We start from the raw sequence: 17,536 nt of genomic DNA, 5'->3' as shown, positions 1-17,536 counted from the left end.
GGCTCCCGCCGCCTGTTCATTCTTCGCTATGAACCAACCTGAATGTTAGGGTGTGGGCGTCAAGGTCGAGGTCGACGATGCCTCGGCGATGTTCCTTAAGCAGTCTGAACGCCTTGAATCCTTCAAGAATTGCTAATTCCCACTGCCAAGCGGGTAGGGTCTGCACTTCGTAGCCTTGTACAAAGTCTTTGATTGTCTTTAGGATGTTGAAGTCAAGAGAAGGCGTGGACCGGAAGAACTTTGCGCGCTCGGCGTGATTGAATACCCAACTCGCAATACCTTCTTCAATTAGGTTCGCTCGCGCGCCGTCTTCATTCTCGTCAACCAATTGGTTAGATTTTCGCTTGGCGCGAAGCATGGACCGCAGCGTTGGCGACCAACCTAGTATTGCCGCATGGGCGAGATGGAAGATATCGTGGAAGCGATAGTCATCTTCCCTCCAACGGTTATCGGTCAGCTTGTCGCCGATGACAGCGCCATCTCGACTTAGCCGAACTCTGGTCCGCCCGTCGTTCTCAACGATTTCATCGAAGCGGAACGACATCTTTCTTGGGAAGCGCTCGTTTTCCGGGAAGCCTTCATCAAAGGCTGGCGCCCAAATCTTCTCCTGAGGCCAGCGCCCTTCAGATTTGGCAATGTTTAGCCTAGCCGCCAAGTCGAGAGGCACGTGAGCGAGGTTCGCTGCTTGGATGAGCGAGCGGAAGACATCTATTAGGTCTGCCGCGAAACGGTCTAGGTTTTGCTCAAACTTCCCTGCGGCGAAGCTGTCTAACAGGGCGCCAGTCTTGGCAGCAAGTTGGATGAGACATGCCTCCAGCGGAGCCTCTTGTAGCTCAGGTGAGAAGTGTGTGGGCTGGAGGTCCGCGAAGCCCTGGATGCTGCTTGCGCTGGGGGCTGAATATCCCTGACCTTGAACGGCCCGGCGGCCTAGCTCCTCAAGCGACAACCTTCCGCGACCAGCTGCGTTCGCCAGGTACCACAGCGCGTCACCAATCTCCTCGAGGACAGAGTCCTCGTAGGTGGCATATGCATCCTTGTCTCGCTTCTTTTTCTTGAGCGCGCTTAGGAGGCTCCCGACCTCACCGAAAAGTCCGAGCAATACGAAGTCCAACCCACCCATTCCTGGCGAGTCGGAGCGGTCCGAAATGGCCGTAAAGTTCTGATACACATCCAGGCGAAGCGATCCGCCTTCGGATGAGTGGACTTGGCTGCGGGTCAAGTTCAAGGGCTTCTATCCATCAGCTGGCCGAGCGGCCGAAGGAGCGGTGGAGGGGAAGATTAGGGAGTATTCTAGGACGCCAACAAGATGAGCCTTCAGAAGGAAAACGCGGCGTCTGCACGCCTGCTGCACATCACGGACACGCATCTGAGCGTTTCTGGTACTCACTTTCCGTGGGATGACCACGGAAAGGTGACCATCGAGGCCCTGAACTGGGATGGTCCAACTCGCGAAGAGCTGTACGACAAGGCGTTGGGAAGAATCGCGGAGCACCTGACGGACCACGGGCAAAAGCTTGGCGCTGTGGTGTTCAGCGGCGATGCGCTCTCGCGAGGCCCCTCGGGCGGGGACCAGGTGCTTCTGGAGGCCTTGCTGCGGCACCTACGGCCGTTCGGAATCGAGCCACCTCGTATCGTGGCGGTTCCAGGCAATCACGACATTCAGCGAGGCACTACTCCCAGCACTGAGGCGAGGTATGACGGATTCATCAAGACTTGGCGAAACGCCGGTTGCGTGACCCCATGGCTCGACGGTGTCGACAAGAAGGGAGAGGCCGACCTGCACAAGCACGTTTTGATTGGAGAGGGTGGGCTCTGGGCCATCGTTGCCCTCAACTCTTGCAACTGGTCGCAGACGTCCGCGCTCACCGACGATTTGCGTGCCCGCTGGGACACTATTCCGGGACTTCTCAGCGCTGAGCCGGAGCTGCAAAAGAAGTTCAAGCAGGAGTTGGACAAGCTTCGCTACTACGACATGGCGCGAGTGTCCGAACATCAATTCGAGGTTCTGAGGCTTCTGTGCCGGCAGTTGAACGATGCCGTCGGATCAACTGGGCAATTGCGCATCCTCGTGATGCACCATCATCTGCGCGCTCCGGACCACACCGAAGAGGTTAAGCAATTTTCGGACGTCACGAATCTGGAGCGCCTTCGAACGTTCATCGCTCAACAGAACATTGCCGTAGTGATGCATGGGCACAAGCACGTTGCACGCAAACATTTCGACCACATTGAGGTCCGCACAGGAAAACCGCTGCATCGCGTATTGATGCTATCTGGAGGCTCGACGTCACCGCAGTCACATCTGCAGGCAATGAACTTGGTTAGCGTTTCCGGACTCCCCTGGGTTCCGCACGTGAAGACCACAAGTGTTCCACTTCCCCGGGATGGGCTTGACCACGATTTCGAGGAAGACGATGCCAACGGCCGGTTGTGGCCCTACGCCGAGATGAGTTCAGGTGCCCCGGTTGTGGTGCAGGGGCACGACTACAACCAAGTGTACGAGCGAGCCAAGCTTGCGGCTGCCGCGATGCGTTCAGACCCCGCCCCCCTGATTGTTCACCTTGACCTAGCGAATTCAGAACAAATCAGGCAGTTGCCGGACTCATATCCGCGGACGACTGAACACTTCAACGCAGGCAATGGAACAGTCGATGAATCTGCGGAGTGGCTGAGTCAGCTTGTGGATTGGTGGCAGACCTCAACCTCGCAGATGCGATCCCGCGTCCCTTATCGGCACGGGGAACGACTGAAGCGATTTGCGCAAAACATAAATCAGTTGGAGCAAGCAAAGAAGGAGCTCGAGGCGAACGGTAGGACAACGCGGGCGCTGGCGCTTCTCATTGACCCAGCAATCGACTTCGTCGCGAAGGTAGGGGGGCGCAAGACCGAGTTCGCGTCATTTGTTCTCGTTCAATTCCGACTGCGGTCGGATGACAGGGACTCTCACCTTGATTGCATTGCTTACTACCGCGCGCAGGAAATCTCTAAGTGGTGGCCGGTGAACGTGGCAGAGCTCAGGCACATCCAACTTTCCGTGGCCGGGAAGAAATGGAAGTGCGGACGGATTACCACCATCGCTGCAGAAGCACGATTTGAGAAGGCACCCCCATCTGATGTGGCTGTGCCAATCATCGACCGATGGGTTGACCAAGCCCCGCACAAACTCTTCATCGTTGCCCACGCGATGCTGGCGGGCGGCGCCGCGAATGACCAGCAGAAAACTGTGGCCACTGAGTGGCTGCGTTGCCTCAAGCAGCTTGCCGAGACAGCGAAAGAAGAGGACGGCGCGAGAACGGGCGTGACAATCGAAGGCCCCTCCCGCGTCGCCGAATATTTGAAGAGTGTCGGCAACAAAGACTCAAGTACTGGGAACCACGCTAAGTGTCTGGAAGAGCTCGTGAGAGTCGGGAAGTGGGTTCTTACCGCCGGAGACAACGAGCGTGGCGATGCGGTGTTGAGCCTGCAGGCGGCACTGCAGACGGCAATCGAGCAGGGCTCGGCGTTGCTCAAGTCACTGCCATAAGAGGCCACCAGCCAAGGCGTGGCGCGCTTTGCCGAGGTTGAGATTGCCTAAATAGTTCAGCGGGACTCAACCGATGCGCAGAAACGTTTAGGCGTCTTGCGCCCCAAGTTGGTCGATGTGATTGTCGCCACACATCCAGGGGCGCCGTCATCGCCGGGCAGGTTGGGATCCGTTTCGATGCAGGGGCTGTCAACTTGGCTGCATCGTGGCAAACCTGGCTGCCGCGGTGACCACGTCGAAAGAGACTGCCAATGGCCGTTCGCATGCCTGTGCTGCAACTTTTTCGAAACCGCTTTGGCCCACTTTTGGCCCACATAGCCGTCAAGCGTTTCTCCTCAACCAGCCAAAAAATAGAAAAAGCCATGCAAGTCAGCGACTTGCATGGCCTGAATCTGGCGCGCCCGGTTGGGATCGAACCAACAACCCCTGCCTTCGGAGGGCAGTACTCTATCCATTGAGCTACGGGCGCGAAGCCGCAGATTCTAACAGCGGGGTTCTACCGGTCGGAGCGTCGATTGGGGCCTGCCTATAATTCGGCGGTTTTTCGTGTCGCCTCGCCTTGCGGCGGTGTCACGGAAGAAGATCCCCAAGAAGACGACAAGGTAGCCAAGAGGACTCCATGAGCGCCAGCCACGACCACGACGAAGACGACGCCCACACCGGACCGATCAAAACGCCCAAGCAACTGGCCTGGGCAGTGTTCTTTTCCTTCGTGGTGCCCGTGATCGTCATCATCCTGCTGGCCAATTACGTCAGCACCGCGACGAAGCCGGCTGCCGGCACCGAGGCGCTGACGGGCGAGGCCGTGGCCGCGCGCATCGCGCCGCTGGGCCACGTGGAGGTCAAGGACGCCAACGACGCGGCCTCGATGAAGACCGGCGAGCAGGTATATCAGGCCCAGTGTGCGGCCTGCCACGGCGCCGGCCTGGCCGGTGCGCCCAAGCTGGGCGACGAGGCCGCCTGGGGACCGCGCATCAAGAGCGGCGTCGAGGCGCTGCTGCATTCCGCACTGGCGGGCAAGGGCAACATGGGCCCGCAGGGCGGCGGCGACTTCAGCGACTTTGAGATCCAGCGCGCAGTGGTCTACATGGCCAACGCCGGCGGCGCCAAGTTCGACGAGCCCAAGATGCCGGCCCCGGCCGCTTCGGCTGCGAACTGAGCGACCCCGCTGACAGCACCAAGCCCGCCGAGAGCGGGCTTTCTTGTGCCTGTCGATCTCAGGGGTGCGGCCGACGCTGGTACCGATAGAGCGACGGCAGCTTGGCCGCGAGGCAGTCCTGCGGCGTCCAGCGACCGGCTTCGACGGCCTCGGCCGCCAGGCCCATGTCCTGCGTGTGCACGAGGCCGAAACCGAGGTCGGTCAGCAGGTAGAGGTGGCCGGCCTCGTCCAGCCAGACAGACTCGACCTGCGCGGCGCAGCCGGTGTGGCTGGTGACGCCGCCGCCGGGCTGCAGGCGCCAGACCCACGGCGTCAGTTCCAGCTCAACGTAGACGCGCTGCGGCCCGTTCTGGAAAAACCAGGCGCCGCGCTCGTCCACGTCGTAGTTGCGGCCGATGAAGGCCAGCAGCTTGTCGTGTTCGATGCGGCTGCCCTTCACGCGCGGAAACGGGCCGGCCTGCTGGATGCGGTCGTCGCGCATGTACCAGTCGCCGCGAGCATCCAGCGCCAGCCAGCCATAGCAATGCGGCACGTTGGGCCACTTCTTCAGCGCGGCCTGGACGATGTCATCCATCGGGTGGGGTCCTTCATCGTTGCCGCGCCAGCCAGTCGCAGACTTGCTGCGGCATGGTCAGCAGATGGCCCGGCAGGCCGCCCGACGCGAAACCGACATGGCCGCCGTGACCGGGCTGCCAGAGTGTCACATAAGCGCCCACTTCAGCGGCATGCGGCAGGCTGTGACCGGGCACGAAAGGGTCGTTGCGCGCGTTCAGCACCAGTGCGGGCACGCGAATGCGGTGCAGGTGGGGCTTGGACGAACCGCGGGCCCAATAGTCCTCGGCGCTCTTGAAGCCGTGCAGCGGCGCGGTGAAGAGATCGTCGAACTCGTAGATGGTGGACGCGCGCTTCAGCCGTTCGCCGTCGAAGAGGCCGGGGTGCTGCTGCAGTTTGCGCAGCGCCTTCGGGATCATGGTGCGCAGGAAGCGGCGCGCGTAGACCTGCTTGTTGAAGCCGCGGTCGATGGCCATGCCGGCGGCTTTCATGTCGATGGGCGAGCAGATGGAGCAGACCGCCTGCACGACGTGCGCCGCCTGCGTGCCGGCCTCCTCGGCCCACCGCATCAGCGCATTGCCGCCCAGTGACACGCCGGCGACCAGCAGCCGGTCGCCGTGGCGCTCGCGCAGGCGCTTCAAGATCCAGGCTATTTCCTCGTAGTCGCCGGAGTGGTAGGCCCGTGGCGCGCGGTTCAGCTCTCCCGAGCAGCCGCGGAAGTGCGGCAGCGCCATCGCCCAGCCGCGCTCGCGCGCCACGCTGGCGAAGGCGATGCTGGAATGGCTGGTACGGTCACCCTCCAGGCCGTGGAAGAGCACGAGAAGTGGAGCGCCGGCCGGCGCATCCGCCATGAAGTCGACGTCGATGAAGTCGCCGTCCGGCGTGTCCCAGCGCTCGCGCGTCCAGTCGGGTGCAGGGCCGTCGTGCCGGCGGCTGAACAGCGCGGGCCAGATGGTCTGGGCATGGCCGCCGGGCAGCCAGCGGGGGGCGCGGTACTGCATCGCCCGAGGCGCCTAGTGGAGCGTGCCGGCGTCGGCCACCAGTTCCTGCACGTCGCCCGCGCTGCCGGGGCTGGCGTGGTGAAGCACCAGGCGCCAGCCCAGCGCCGTCTTCAGATAAACGTTGGTCGCGATGACCCAGGCCTGATGGGCGACCTCGCCGTGCAGCTGCACGCGCTCCAGCACATGATGGATGGCGCAATCGCCGCTGTGAAGCCGGCGCACGCGCTCGGGATGCACGTTGACCGCGCCGCGCTGGAACACGGCCTCGAAAGCGGCGCGGATGGCCGTCAGGCCCACGATGCGCGGGCCGCCCGGATGCACGCAGGCGATATCTTCTTCGTCGGCCCAAAGCGACATCAGGCGGTCGACGTCGGCGTGCTGCAAGGCTTCATAGAACTGAGCCTCGGTGTCTTCCGGCGAAGCCAGCAGCGCGGCCTGTTGGGCGGCGGAACGGGGCATGTCAGTGGTGGCCGCCGACGACTTCGCCAGCCTTGAGCTTGTAGGCCGTCCCGCAGTACGGGCACTGGCCCTGGCCGCCGTGGGTGAGGTCGATGAAGACCTTGGGATGGTTGCTCCACAACGCCATCTTGGGGTTGGGGCAGAAGACGGTGCCGTTGTCGTTGCAGTCCTTGGCGGTGACTTCAACGACGGCGGGGGCGTGGGTAGTGGTGCTCATGGGTTTCTTGCTCTCAGACGCCGATCAGCAGGCAGTGAGCCACTCGGCGTACTTGGGGTTGCGGCCGTTGACGATGTCGAAGAAGGCCGTCTGGATCTTCTCGGTCAGCGGGCCGCGGCTGCCGCTGCCGATTTCGATGCGGTCCAGCTCGCGGATGGGCGTCACCTCGGCGGCGGTGCCGGTGAAGAAGGCCTCGTCGCAGATGTAGACCTCGTCGCGGGTGATGCGCTTCTCGACCAGCTTCAGGCCCAGGTCCTGGCAGATCGCGAAGATGGTGTTGCGGGTGATGCCGTTGAGCGCACCGGCCGACAGGTCGGGCGTGTAGACGACGCCGTTCTTGATGACGAACAGGTTCTCGCCCGCGCCCTCGGAGACGAAGCCGGACGCGTCCAGCAGCAGCGCCTCGTCGTAGCCGTCGTCGGTGGCTTCCATGTTGGCCAGGATGGAGTTGGTGTAGTTGGACACCGTCTTGGCCTGCGTCATCGTGATGTTGACGTGGTGGCGCGTGTAGGAGCTGGTCTTCACTCGGATGCCGCGCTTCAGGCCCTCTTCGCCGAGGTAGGCGCCCCAGCTCCATGCGGCCACCATGAGGTGCACCTGGTTGCCCTTGGGGCTGACGCCCAGCTTCTCGGAGCCGATCCAGATCAGCGGACGGATGTAGGCGCTCTTGAGGCCGTTGGCCTTGACGACTTCCCGCTGGGCGTCGTTGATCTGCTCGGCCGAGAACGGCACCTTCATGCGCAGGATCTTGCCGCTGTTCAGCAAGCGCTGCGTGTGCTCCTGCAGCCGGAAGATGGCCGTGCCGTTGACGGTGTCATAGGCGCGCACGCCCTCGAAGGCGCCGCAGCCGTAGTGCAGCGTGTGCGTCAGAACGTGGATCTTGGCGTCGCGCCAGTCGACGAGCTCGCCGTCCATCCAGATCTTGCCGTCGCGGTCGTGCAGGGGGGCCGGAACCATCGGGTACTCCAGGTGCAGGTCAGTAAAACCGCGATTTTACGAAGTCGCCTCGCCATCCGCCGCGCGGATCAGCCGCCACTCGACGAGCTTGCCTTTCTTCAGCACCACTTCCACCGCGTCGCCGCCGGCATCGCGCCACACGTAGGTGTCCTCCGCCTGCTTCTGCCCCAGGCTGCCCGTCAGCTTGATCAGTTCCATCAGCTTCATGCCCGCATGCAGCCGGCTGTTCAGCATGACGGCGCTGGCCACCGCGCCCAGCGGGGCGGCGCCGGCTTTCTGCATCAGCCGCATCAGCCGGCTCATCTGCAGCAGCAGCCAGAACACGATGCCGGTCGTCGCGAAGACGATGCCCTGCCAGCCGAAGAAGGCGCCGCCGGCCAGCAGCGCGGCCAGCGCCAGCGCGAGTCCTATCCAGGGGTTCATGCCTGCGGATCCTGTGCGCCGGCACTGCGCTGCCAGCCGTAGGCGCGCTCGACGCGGGCCACGCGCAGCGTGTAGTGCTGGTACCAGTCGCTGCGGCCGGTGTCGCGGGCTACCTTGTGCTCGGCATGCCGGCGCCAGGCGGCGATGTCATCGGCGCTGCGCCAGTAGGAGACGGTGATGCCCAGGCCATCGTCGCCCCGGCTGCTTTCCATGCCCAGGTAGCCTGGCTGCGCGGCCGCGAGTTCGACCATGCGATCAGCCATCTGACCGTAGCCCTGGTCGACGGGCGTGCGCTGGCTGGTGAAGATGACGGCGTAGTACGGAGGTTCGGGCAGGGCGGACATGGGTACCTTCGGCTTCGCCTGCGGCGCGAGCTGCTTGGGGCAGCCCGGCGCGGCGCTCAGGGCGCGCATCCTGCCACGAGCCGTCAGCCGGGGGCTTTGAGCAGCACGCAGCGCACCCACTGGCCAGCTTCCAGCGCGGCCTGGTGCCCGTTGAGGAACTGTTCGGCCGTCGAGTTGCGCGCGGTGAAACACAGACCGTGCAGGATGCCCATGCGCGGAACTGGGCGCGACCACTTGCGCTCCACGACGCCGTTGAACCACGACACCTGCTCGTCGTCGTCGTCCACATCCGAGCGGCCCAGCAGCAGCACGACCTCGTACTTGTCGTCGGTCAGCGGCTCGATGGCGCTGGTGAGCACCTGCAGACCGCCATCGCTCAGGTTGAGCACCAGGCCGGCGGGGCCCTGACTGAACTGCACGGGCTTGAACACCCAGCCCGGCAGCGAGTCGGCGTCGTGCTGAGCGCCGAGAAAATCGATACGTGCGTGTTGCCTGAGGTTGGCGGGATCGGACATGAAGCGGTCTCCGGGAACGAGACCCCATCCTAAGCAGAGTTGGGGGCCTCGTGCACCCATGGGAAACGCGCCCCTCAGACCAGGCCGCGCAGCACCTCGATGGCCTGTTCCACGCGCTCAACGGCATGGATGGTCAGCCCGTCGATGGCCTTCTTGGGCGCGTTGGCCTTGGGCACCACGGCCACGCTGAAGCCCAGCTTGGCCGCCTCCTTCAGCCGTTCCTGCCCGCGTGGTGCGGGGCGCACCTCGCCGGCCAAGCCGACCTCGCCGAACGCGATGAAGCCCTTGGGCAGCGCCTTGCCGCGCAGGCTGCTCTGGATGGCCAGCATCACCGCCAGGTCAGCCGCCGGTTCGGTGATGCGCACACCGCCTACCGCGTTGACGAAAACGTCCTGGTCGCCCGTGGCCACGCCCGCGTGCCGGTGCAACACCGCCAGCAGCATGGCCAGCCGGTCGCGGTCCAGGCCGACCGACAGGCGCCGCGGGCTGACGCCGCCGCTGTCCACCAGCGCCTGCAGCTCTACGAGCAGCGGTCGCGTGCCTTCCAGCGTGACCAGCACGCAGCTGCCCGGCACCGGCTCGGTGTGCGTGCTCAGGAAGATGGCGCTCGGGTTGGCCACGCCCTTCAGCCCTTTCTCCGTCATCGCGAACACGCCGATCTCGTTGACGGCGCCGAAACGGTTCTTGATGGCGCGCACCAGCCGGAAGCTGGAATGCGTATCGCCCTCGAAATACAGCACTGTGTCGACGATGTGCTCCAGCACGCGCGGGCCAGCCAAAGCGCCCTCCTTCGTCACGTGGCCCACCAGCACGATGGCGCACCCGCGCGCCTTGGCCGTGCGCGTCAGTTGCGCCGCGCATTCGCGCACCTGCGCGACCGAACCCGGCGCCGACGACAGCTGCTCGGAGTACAGCGTCTGGATGGAGTCGATGACGCAGAAGTCCGGCTCTTCCACGTCGATGGTGGCGAGGATCTTCTCCAGGCTGATTTCGGCCAGCACGCGCACCTTGTCACCCGCAAGGCCCAGTCGGCGCGAGCGCATCGCGACCTGGGCGCCCGACTCCTCACCGGTCACATACAAGACCTTCACGGTCTGCGACAGCGATTCCACGGCCTGCAGCAGCAGCGTCGACTTGCCGATGCCCGGGTCGCCGCCGATCAGCACCACCCCGCCGGCGACGATGCCCCCCCCCAGCACCCGGTCCAGCTCCTCCTGGCCGGTGGGCGTGCGCTCGAAGTCGCTGGCCTCGATCTCGCTGAGCGTGGCCACCGGCTGACTGCGCGCCAGCGACTGGTAGCGGTTCTTGGCGCTGCCTGCGGGTTCGGCGGCGGTCTCGGTCAGCGTGTTCCAGGCGCCGCAGTGCGGGCATTTGCCCAGCCACTTGGCGTTGGTGCCGCCGCACTCGGTGCAGGTGTAGATGCTTTTGCTTGTGGCCATGGTGGCCATTGTCGTCACGGTGCGCGCCAGATCCTGACGGCATGCGGCAACGATTCGGCCTCCGGCATCCAGTGGTCCAGGGCCGCGCCCAGCCCCACGCCGGCGACGCCTAATGCCAACGCGCCGGCCCAGGTGTGCCGCAGCGCGCAGCGCAGCCAGCCGCCACGCTCGAACTGGCGCTGGTGCCGCCAGGCCAGGCCGGCGGCAAACGCCGCCAGCGCCACCTCCACGGACACCGCCAGCAGCACCTCCACGCCGAACAGCAGCGTCACGCCCGCGCCCAGCAGCGCCGCCAACGCCAGCGCCATGCCCACCAACGCGGCGATGGGCAGCAACACCAGCGCGCCCTCGTCCAGTCCGCCGGCCAGCTCCGCGGCGTCCAGTGCGCGGCCGCCGAGGCTGCCGCCGGATTCCGCCACCTCGCAGCCCAACTCGGCGGCATCCGAGATGTCGGCGTCGCCACGACCGAGCAGGTAGGCCGCCCACAACCGCAGCAACCCCAGATAGACGCCGTAGCTGAAGAGCAGGCTCAGCCCAAAGCGCAGCGACAGCGCGTCCACGCCGGCCCAGCGCAACAACGCGCCGCTGAGCCACAGACAGCCCAGGCAACACAGCGCGATCAGGCCCACGTGCAGGCGCAGCCAGCGCTGCGTCCGCAGCCGGCCGCGGATGGCGAGGATGTGCCGTTCAACGGACGGTGCGCGTGTCATGGGCGGGATTCTGGCCGCAACGGGCATGACGACCGGCCCGGCCAGCCGGCGTCGGGCACACTGGGCACCGATCCCCCGATTGCTTTGGAGCCCCACATGGAATTCGCCACCTGGTTGACGCTTTTTGCCGCCTGCTGGGCCATCAGCCTGTCGCCTGGCGCCGGTGCGGTGGCGGCCATGAGCGCGGGCCTGAGCCATGGCTTCAGGCGCGGGTATTTCATGACCTTCGGGCTGATCCTGGGCATCCTGACGCAGGTGCTGTTCGTCAGCGCCGGCCTGGGCGCGCTGATCGCGGCGTCGGAAACGGCCTTCGCCTTCATCAAGTGGGCCGGCGTGGCTTATCTCGTCTGGCTGGGTGTGCAGCAATGGCGGGCGCCGGCCCGGCCGCTGGTGGCCGTGGACGGAGGCGCCATCCAGGCCACGCGCCGCCAGCTCGTGCTGCGCGGCTGGGGCATCAACGCCGTCAACCCGAAGGGCACGGTGTTCCTGCTGGCCGTGGTGCCGCAGTTCCTGGACCTGGCCGCACCGCTGGCGCCGCAGTACGTCGTCATCGGCGCCACGCTGGCGTTCACCGACCTGGTCGTCATGGCGGGCTACACGGCGCTGGCGGCGCGCGTGCTGGCGGCGCTGAAGAGCGAGAGTCACATCAAGGCGTTGAACCGCGTGTTCGGGTCGCTGTTCGTTGTTGCCGGTGCGCTGCTGGCCACGTTCAAACGCAGCACCTGATGGCGGCGGACGCACCCCGCCGCCTGCCCACCTGGCTGCTGTTCCTGACGCCGGTGCTGATCTGGGCCAGCACCTGGCACGTCATCCTGTACCAACTTGCGTCCCCGGTGCCGGTGCTGGCTTCGGTGGGCTGGCGCTTCCTGATCTCGGCGCTGCTGCTGGCCGCACTGGCGCGCTGGCGCGGCGTGCCGCTGGGTCTGCCGCGCTATGCGCACGGCTATGCGCTGGCCACGGGCATCGTCCAGTACGCCGGCAACTACTGGGCCGTCTACGAAGCCGAGCGCTATGTGCCCAGCGGCCTGGTCGCCGTGCTGTTCTGCCTGCTGGTGTTCATGAACGCGATGGCCGCCTGGATGCTGTGGCGCCAGCCGGTCAGCCGCCGCTTTCTGATGGCCAGCAGCGGCGCGGTCCTGGGCGTGGCGCTGATTTTCTGGCCCGAGCTGGCGGCCACCGGCGAACGGCCGGAAGCGCTGATGGGCCTGGGCCTGAGCTTCTTTGCCGTCATCGTGGCCTGTGTGGGCGGCTTCTTCACGCTGGCGCTGCAACGCCGCGGCTTGCCGCTGGTGCCGGTGCTGGCCTGGAGCATGGGCTACGGTGCCGCCTTCCTGCTGCTGGCGTCGCTGGCGAGTGGACGGGGCCTGTCTTTCGACTGGACGCCCAGCTACGTCGCCAGCCTGCTGTACCTGGCTGTGTTCGGCTCGGTGGTCGCGTTCACGCTGTACTACCAGCTCGCCGAGCGCAAGGGGCCGGCCCAGGCGGCGCTGGTGGGCGTCATGGTGCCGGTCATCGCGCTGCTGGTGTCGGCCGCGCTGGAGGGCTGGCAGGCGACGCCGCTGGCGGTGGGCGGCATGGCGCTGTGCCTGGTCAGCCTGTTCGTGGCTACTCGGCCGGCGCGCGCCGCCCGGCCTTGACGCCACTGCGCTTGGCCTTGCCCTCCAGCCGCCGCTGCTGAGAGCCGTAGGTCGGCTTGGTCGCCCGCCGCGCCTTGGGCACATGGGCGGCGGCCTGCACCAGCTCGATCAGCCGCGCAACGGCATCCGCGCGGTTGCGCTCCAGGCTGCGCGAGTCCTGCGCCTTGATGACGACGACACCATCCGCCGTGATGCGCTGGTCGGCCCAGTTCAGCAGCCGCGCCTTCACCGCCTCGGGCAGGCTGGACGCGGCGCGAATATCGAAGCGCAGGTGAACCGCGTTTGAAACTTTGTTGACGTTCTGGCCGCCCGGGCCGCTGGCGCGGATCGCGTCGAACTGAAGTTCGTCCGTGCGCGGCGACCAACGGAACTCAGGCATTGCGCACGGGCACACGCGGCGCGATCGCGCACATCAGCTCATAGCCGATGGTGCCTGCCGCCTGGGCCACCTCGTCGATGGGCAGGCGGCTGGCGTGCGGGCCTTCGCCCCACAGCGTCACCTCGCTGCCGAAGCCGCTGGCCGGCAGCTCGGACAGGTCCACCGCCAGCATGTCCATCGACACCCGGCCCAGCGTGCGGCTGCGCTGGCCGTCCACCAGCACCGGCGTGCCGGTGGGCGCATGGCGCGGGTAGCCGTCGGCATAGCCGCAGGCGACGATGCCCACGCGTGTGGCCCGCTCGCACGTATAGGCGCTGCCGTAGCCGACGGTGTCGCCCGGCTGCAGCTGCTGCACGCCGATGACCTTGGAGCGCAGTGTCATCGCCGGCCGCAGGTCCCAGTACGCAGCGTCATGCTCCGGAAAGTCGGGCACGCCGCCGTAGCTCATGATGCCTGCGCGCACCCAGTCCAGCGCCGTGCGCGCCGCATGCCGCAGCGTCGCGGCGCTGTTGGCGATGCTCAGCTCTCCGGCGAGGCCCTCGGTCGCTGCCTGGAAGGCGGCCAGCTGGTGGGCAATGCCGTCCACGCCCTGGCGCATCGCATCGGCGTCCGAGAAGTGGGTCATCAGCCCGATCTCGTCCACCTGCGGCAGCGCCTCCAGCCGCGCATAGGCGGCGCGGAACGCCGTGGGCGTGAAGCCCAGCCGGTTCATGCCCGAGTTCAACTTCAGGAACACGCGGTGCGGCTCGTGCGTCTTGTGCATGGCCAGCCAGTCGATCTGTTCCTCGCAGTGCACTGCGTGCCACAGCTTCAGCCGCGAGCACAGCTCCAGGTCGCGCGGCTCGAACACGCCCTCCAGCAGCAGGATGGGACCGCGCCAGTCCAGCGCGCGCAGCCGCTGGGCCTCGTCCAGGTCCAGCAGCGCGAAACCATCGGCGGCGCGCAGGCCCTCGAAGGCGCGCTCGATGCCGTGGCCGTAGGCGTTGGCCTTCACGACTGCCCAGACCCGGGCGTTGGGCGCCTGCGCGCGGGCGCGGGCCAGGTTGTGCGCGAGGGCGTCGGTGTGGATGAGGGCTTCGATGGGACGCGGCATGCCGTCATTTTGCGCGCCCGCCGGGCGACAGCGGCGGCGCGGGCACGCGTGCTATAAACCCGCGCCGCCCCCGCTTTGCCGGCCCACGAGCTACAAGCAGAAGAGACAGTCCAGATTGCGCCCCGACCGATGAAACGCGGCTTCTACACGATCATGTCGGCGCAGTTCTTCAGCTCGCTGGCGGACAACGCGCTGTTCGTCGCCGCCGTCGAGCTGCTGCGCTCCTCCGGCTCCGCCGAGTGGCAGCGCGCCGCGCTGGTGCCCATGTTTGCGCTGTTCTATGTCGTGCTGGCGCCCTTTGTGGGCGCTTTCGCCGACTCGGTGCCCAAAGGCAAGGTGATGTTCTATTCGAACAGCATCAAGGTGGTGGGCTGCCTGATGATGCTGTTCGGCACCCACCCGCTGGCGGCCTACGCCATCGTGGGCCTGGGTGCGGCGGCCTACTCGCCGGCCAAGTACGGCATCCTGACCGAGCTGCTGCCACCATCGCAACTCGTCAAGGCCAACGGCTGGATCGAAGGCCTGACCATCGCATCCATCATCCTGGGCGTGCTGCTGGGCGGCCAGCTGATCGGCGACCGCATCTCGGGCGCACTGCTGGGCATCGACATGCCCTTCATCGACACCGGCATCGACACCGGCCCGCAGGCCGCCATCGCCAGCCTGGTGGTGCTGTACATCGTGGCCGCGCTGTTCAACCTGCGCATCCCGCGCACCGAGGCGCCGCTGCAGCCGCTGGCGCACAGCCCGGTCGACCTGGTGCGCGACTTTTCCGCCTGCAACAGCCGGCTGTGGCAGGACAAGCTGGGCCAGATCTCGCTGTCCACCACCACGCTGTTCTGGGGTGTCAGCGGCAACCTGCGCTACATCGTGCTGGCTTGGGCTGCCGCCGCTTTAGGCTACGGCACGCAGCAGGCCTCGTCGCTGGTGGGCGTGGTGGCCGTGGGCACCGCGGCCGGCGCCGTCGTCGCGTCCATGTACTGCCGGCTCGACCGCGCCACGTCGGTGATCCCGCTGGGCATCGCGATGGGCCTGCTGGTCATCTTCATGAACTTCATCCACAACGTGTGGGTGGCGGCGCCGTTCCTGATCCTGCTCGGCGCCATCGGCGGCTACCTCGTGGTGCCGATGAACGCGCTGCTGCAGCACCGCGGCCACAACCTGATGGGCGCCGGCCGCAGCATTGCGGTGCAGAACTTCAACGAGCAGGCCTGCATCCTGGGCCTGGGCGCGTTTTACACGGCCATGACGCGGTTCGGCCTGTCGGCCTTCGGCGCCATCACTATTTTCGGCGTGGTGGTGGCCGGCACGATGTGGCTGATCAAGCGCTGGCACCAGCGGAACCTGGTCGAGCACAAGGAAGAGGTCGAGCACCTGCTCGACCTGGCGCGCTCCGATCACATCACTCCCGTGGACAGATAGCCCACCCCCTACGCACCTCGCGCGCCCCCTCAAGCGAGCACTGCCAGTGGGCCGGCAAAGCCGTCTCCACGGCGGTCGCTTGAAGAGCGGCCGGGCTGCGACGGCCTGTCAGGACTTGCGGCCTTTGCGACCTGTCGTGGGCTGGATCAGGTGCCTGCCCTCCAGCACCATCTCGATGGCCTCGCTCCAGGCGCGGGCGATCTTGAAGCAGCCGCTGTGGTTCAGGTGGATCTCGTTGTGCCAGTCGCCGCTGATGCCGGTGGAGCCCGGCGCGGCCAGCGCCAGCGGCACCGTGGTCGAGTCGAACACGAACAGACCCGGGAAGGCCTCCTTGTCGGCCGCCATGCCCTTCAGCAGCAGCGCCAGGTGGAACACCATCAGCCGGCTCACCGCGGCCCAGTCGGCCGCGGGCACGCCGTAGGCCTTCATGGCCGGGTACAGCCAGGGGCCGCTTGCGGCGCCCAGGTCATCGGCGCTCTCGGCGCCGGCCGGACGCGGCATCGGCACCGCGTAGCAGTGCATGAACACCGGCTTGCCGGCCGAAGGGCCCTGATCGCGCAGGCTCAGCAGGTGCTTCACGTTGGCGCGCATGTACTCGGCGTATGTCGCCCAGCCCGGTTCGGAGAAGTAGCGGGCGACGCCGGCCGACGGCGGGCCCCATTCGGTCTGGCGGCGCATCAGCCGCAGCTCCAGCGGGATGGGCTCGCCGTTCGCGTTCATGGCCGGCGTGCGCGCCGCGGCGATGAGGTCGTTGCCGCCCACGGACAGCAGCACGCCGTCCCACACTCGGGCGTCGGCCCCGGTCAGCAGCCGGACAAAGTCAGGGCTGGATGCCAGGTCCACCAGGTGCGACAGCGCGTTGCCGGTGCCGGCGCAGTTAACTGCGGCAGTCCTTTCCTTGAACACCAGCTCCTGAAGCAGGTTGGCGTGAGCGTTCAGCTTGGCGAGCGCGTTCGAGAACCACGAGTCCCCTTGCGCCAGCAGCTTCCAGCGGAAGTCGCCGAGGTCGGGCGGGGTGCGGCCGGCGAGGTCCGCCGGGGTGAAGCAAGCCAGGTGATCCATGAACATGACGTGTCGGGTTTTGCTGACCAGCGCCCCCCTGCGGGGAGGCTCGAATTTCGCGCGATTGGAAGGCCAGCCGCATGACGGGCGCCATGCTACAAACCCTGGGGCTGCCGGACGGTAGCATCGACGTGAATTTCTAGGGAGGCTCCATGAGCGCCAGCGTGTTTGACTTCCAGGCCGTCTCCATCACCGGCGAGCCGGTCGACCTGGCCTCCCAGCGGGGCAAGGTGCTGCTCATCGTCAACACGGCCAGCGAATGCGGGTTCACGCCTCAGTTCAAGGGGCTGGAGAAGCTCTGGCAGGACCTCGGCCCGCAGGGCCTGGTGGTGGTCGGCTTCCCCAGCAACGAGTTTGGTGGCCAGGACCCGGGCAGCAACGACCAGATCGCCTCCTTCTGCGAGCTGAACTACGGCGTCACGTTCCCGATGATGGAGAAGGTCAAGGTCAACGGCGCCGAGGCCCACCCGCTGTGGAAGTTCCTGAAGAGCGAGAAGCCGGGCTTCCTGGGCACCGAGGGCATCAAGTGGAACTTCACCAAGTTCCTCATCGGCCGCGACGGCCAGGTCATCAAGCGCTACGCACCCAATGACGCGCCGGAGAAGTTGCGCAGCGACATCGAGGCGGCGCTGAAGGACGCTTGA

At 66.2% G+C, this 17,536-nt stretch carries 20 protein-coding genes and 1 tRNA gene; 6 read left to right on the top strand and 15 right to left on the bottom strand.

Annotation, left to right across the window (positions count from 1 at the left end):
* Positions 1 to 16: 16 nt before the first annotated feature.
* Complete coding sequence (locus ACG02S_RS02150; RefSeq protein WP_394468791.1) at positions 17 to 1,225, bottom strand: nucleoside triphosphate pyrophosphohydrolase family protein; 1,209 nt, start codon at positions 1,223 to 1,225, stop codon at positions 17 to 19.
* A gap of 81 nt (positions 1,226 to 1,306) precedes the next feature.
* Here ACG02S_RS02150 and ACG02S_RS02145 point away from each other — a divergent pair, with 81 nt between their 5' ends.
* Positions 1,307 to 3,523 carry a metallophosphoesterase family protein gene (locus ACG02S_RS02145; RefSeq protein WP_394468790.1) on the top strand — a complete coding sequence of 739 codons (2,217 nt, stop codon included), beginning with the start codon at positions 1,307 to 1,309 and terminating at the stop codon, positions 3,521 to 3,523.
* A gap of 393 nt (positions 3,524 to 3,916) precedes the next feature.
* On the opposite strand, the gene ACG02S_RS02140 is transcribed toward ACG02S_RS02145, so the two are convergent.
* Positions 3,917 to 3,992: transfer RNA gene (locus tag ACG02S_RS02140), tRNA-Arg, on the bottom strand.
* A 150-nt stretch (positions 3,993 to 4,142) separates the two neighbouring features.
* On the opposite strand from ACG02S_RS02140, the gene ACG02S_RS02135 reads away from it, so the two are divergent.
* The gene (locus ACG02S_RS02135) at positions 4,143 to 4,682 is read left to right on the top strand and encodes a c-type cytochrome (RefSeq protein WP_394468789.1); all 540 of its coding nucleotides are present in this window, start codon (positions 4,143 to 4,145) and stop codon (positions 4,680 to 4,682) included.
* Between the two features lie 58 nt (positions 4,683 to 4,740).
* On the opposite strand, the gene ACG02S_RS02130 is transcribed toward ACG02S_RS02135, so the two are convergent.
* From ACG02S_RS02130 to ACG02S_RS02085, 10 genes are all read right to left on the bottom strand, one after another.
* Positions 4,741 to 5,256, bottom strand: a complete 516-nt coding sequence (locus tag ACG02S_RS02130; RefSeq protein ID WP_394468788.1) for a DUF2946 family protein — start codon at positions 5,254 to 5,256, stop codon at positions 4,741 to 4,743.
* A gap of 13 nt (positions 5,257 to 5,269) precedes the next feature.
* The gene (locus tag ACG02S_RS02125) at positions 5,270 to 6,235 is read right to left on the bottom strand and encodes a YheT family hydrolase (RefSeq protein ID WP_394468787.1); all 966 of its coding nucleotides are present in this window, start codon (positions 6,233 to 6,235) and stop codon (positions 5,270 to 5,272) included.
* A gap of 12 nt (positions 6,236 to 6,247) precedes the next feature.
* Positions 6,248 to 6,694, bottom strand: coding sequence for a YybH family protein (locus ACG02S_RS02120; protein WP_394468786.1), 447 nt, complete (start codon positions 6,692 to 6,694; stop codon positions 6,248 to 6,250).
* A 1-nt stretch (position 6,695) separates the two neighbouring features.
* Positions 6,696 to 6,911: a zinc-finger domain-containing protein gene (locus ACG02S_RS02115; protein ID WP_394468785.1), complete on the bottom strand. Its 216-nt coding sequence runs from the start codon at positions 6,909 to 6,911 to the stop codon at positions 6,696 to 6,698.
* Positions 6,912 to 6,935: 24 nt separating this feature from the next.
* Complete coding sequence (locus ACG02S_RS02110) at positions 6,936 to 7,868, bottom strand: branched-chain amino acid transaminase (protein WP_394468784.1); 933 nt, start codon at positions 7,866 to 7,868, stop codon at positions 6,936 to 6,938.
* A 36-nt stretch (positions 7,869 to 7,904) separates the two neighbouring features.
* Positions 7,905 to 8,291, bottom strand: a complete 387-nt coding sequence (locus ACG02S_RS02105) for a hypothetical protein (RefSeq protein ID WP_394468783.1) — start codon at positions 8,289 to 8,291, stop codon at positions 7,905 to 7,907.
* Positions 8,288 to 8,635, bottom strand: coding sequence for an antibiotic biosynthesis monooxygenase family protein (locus tag ACG02S_RS02100; protein WP_394468782.1), 348 nt, complete (start codon positions 8,633 to 8,635; stop codon positions 8,288 to 8,290). The genes ACG02S_RS02105 and ACG02S_RS02100 overlap by 4 nt, the downstream gene beginning before the upstream one ends.
* 83 nt (positions 8,636 to 8,718) lie before the next feature.
* Positions 8,719 to 9,150 (bottom strand): hypothetical protein, encoded by a 432-nt coding sequence (locus tag ACG02S_RS02095; protein WP_394468781.1) that lies wholly within the window; start codon positions 9,148 to 9,150, stop codon positions 8,719 to 8,721.
* Between the two features lie 74 nt (positions 9,151 to 9,224).
* Positions 9,225 to 10,589 carry a DNA repair protein RadA gene (radA, locus tag ACG02S_RS02090; RefSeq protein WP_394468780.1) on the bottom strand — a complete coding sequence of 455 codons (1,365 nt, stop codon included), beginning with the start codon at positions 10,587 to 10,589 and terminating at the stop codon, positions 9,225 to 9,227.
* 14 nt (positions 10,590 to 10,603) lie between these two features.
* Positions 10,604 to 11,299 (bottom strand): hypothetical protein, encoded by a 696-nt coding sequence (locus tag ACG02S_RS02085; protein ID WP_394468779.1) that lies wholly within the window; start codon positions 11,297 to 11,299, stop codon positions 10,604 to 10,606.
* Between the two features lie 96 nt (positions 11,300 to 11,395).
* On the opposite strand from ACG02S_RS02085, the gene ACG02S_RS02080 reads away from it, so the two are divergent.
* Positions 11,396 to 12,025: a LysE family transporter gene (locus ACG02S_RS02080; protein ID WP_394468778.1), complete on the top strand. Its 630-nt coding sequence runs from the start codon at positions 11,396 to 11,398 to the stop codon at positions 12,023 to 12,025.
* Positions 12,025 to 12,936 (top strand): DMT family transporter, encoded by a 912-nt coding sequence (locus ACG02S_RS02075; protein ID WP_394468777.1) that lies wholly within the window; start codon positions 12,025 to 12,027, stop codon positions 12,934 to 12,936. The genes ACG02S_RS02080 and ACG02S_RS02075 overlap by 1 nt, the downstream gene beginning before the upstream one ends.
* Here the strand turns inward: ACG02S_RS02075 and arfB are convergent.
* Positions 12,905 to 13,315 (bottom strand): alternative ribosome rescue aminoacyl-tRNA hydrolase ArfB, encoded by a 411-nt coding sequence (gene arfB, locus ACG02S_RS02070; protein WP_394468776.1) that lies wholly within the window; start codon positions 13,313 to 13,315, stop codon positions 12,905 to 12,907. The two genes, ACG02S_RS02075 and arfB, sit on opposite strands and share 32 nt — an antisense overlap.
* Positions 13,308 to 14,408, bottom strand: a complete 1,101-nt coding sequence (alr, locus tag ACG02S_RS02065; RefSeq protein ID WP_394468775.1) for an alanine racemase — start codon at positions 14,406 to 14,408, stop codon at positions 13,308 to 13,310. The genes arfB and alr overlap by 8 nt, the downstream gene beginning before the upstream one ends.
* A gap of 129 nt (positions 14,409 to 14,537) precedes the next feature.
* Here alr and lplT point away from each other — a divergent pair, with 129 nt between their 5' ends.
* A complete protein-coding gene (gene lplT / locus ACG02S_RS02060) occupies positions 14,538 to 15,830 on the top strand; it encodes a lysophospholipid transporter LplT (protein WP_394468774.1) in 1,293 nt (430 codons plus the stop codon).
* Positions 15,831 to 15,938: 108 nt separating this feature from the next.
* Here lplT and ACG02S_RS02055 read toward each other — a convergent pair whose 3' ends face one another.
* Positions 15,939 to 16,898: a hypothetical protein gene (locus ACG02S_RS02055; protein WP_394468773.1), complete on the bottom strand. Its 960-nt coding sequence runs from the start codon at positions 16,896 to 16,898 to the stop codon at positions 15,939 to 15,941.
* Positions 16,899 to 17,044: 146 nt separating this feature from the next.
* Here ACG02S_RS02055 and ACG02S_RS02050 point away from each other — a divergent pair, with 146 nt between their 5' ends.
* Positions 17,045 to 17,536 (top strand): glutathione peroxidase, encoded by a 492-nt coding sequence (locus ACG02S_RS02050; RefSeq protein WP_394468772.1) that lies wholly within the window; start codon positions 17,045 to 17,047, stop codon positions 17,534 to 17,536.

This window comes from Pelomonas dachongensis (assembly GCF_043555865.1).
GTDB classification, from domain to species: Bacteria; Pseudomonadota; Gammaproteobacteria; order Burkholderiales; family Burkholderiaceae_C; genus Pelomonas; species Pelomonas dachongensis.
The sequence above is the reverse complement of the archived record's forward strand: the minus strand, read 5'-3'. Positions and strand labels throughout refer to the sequence as shown.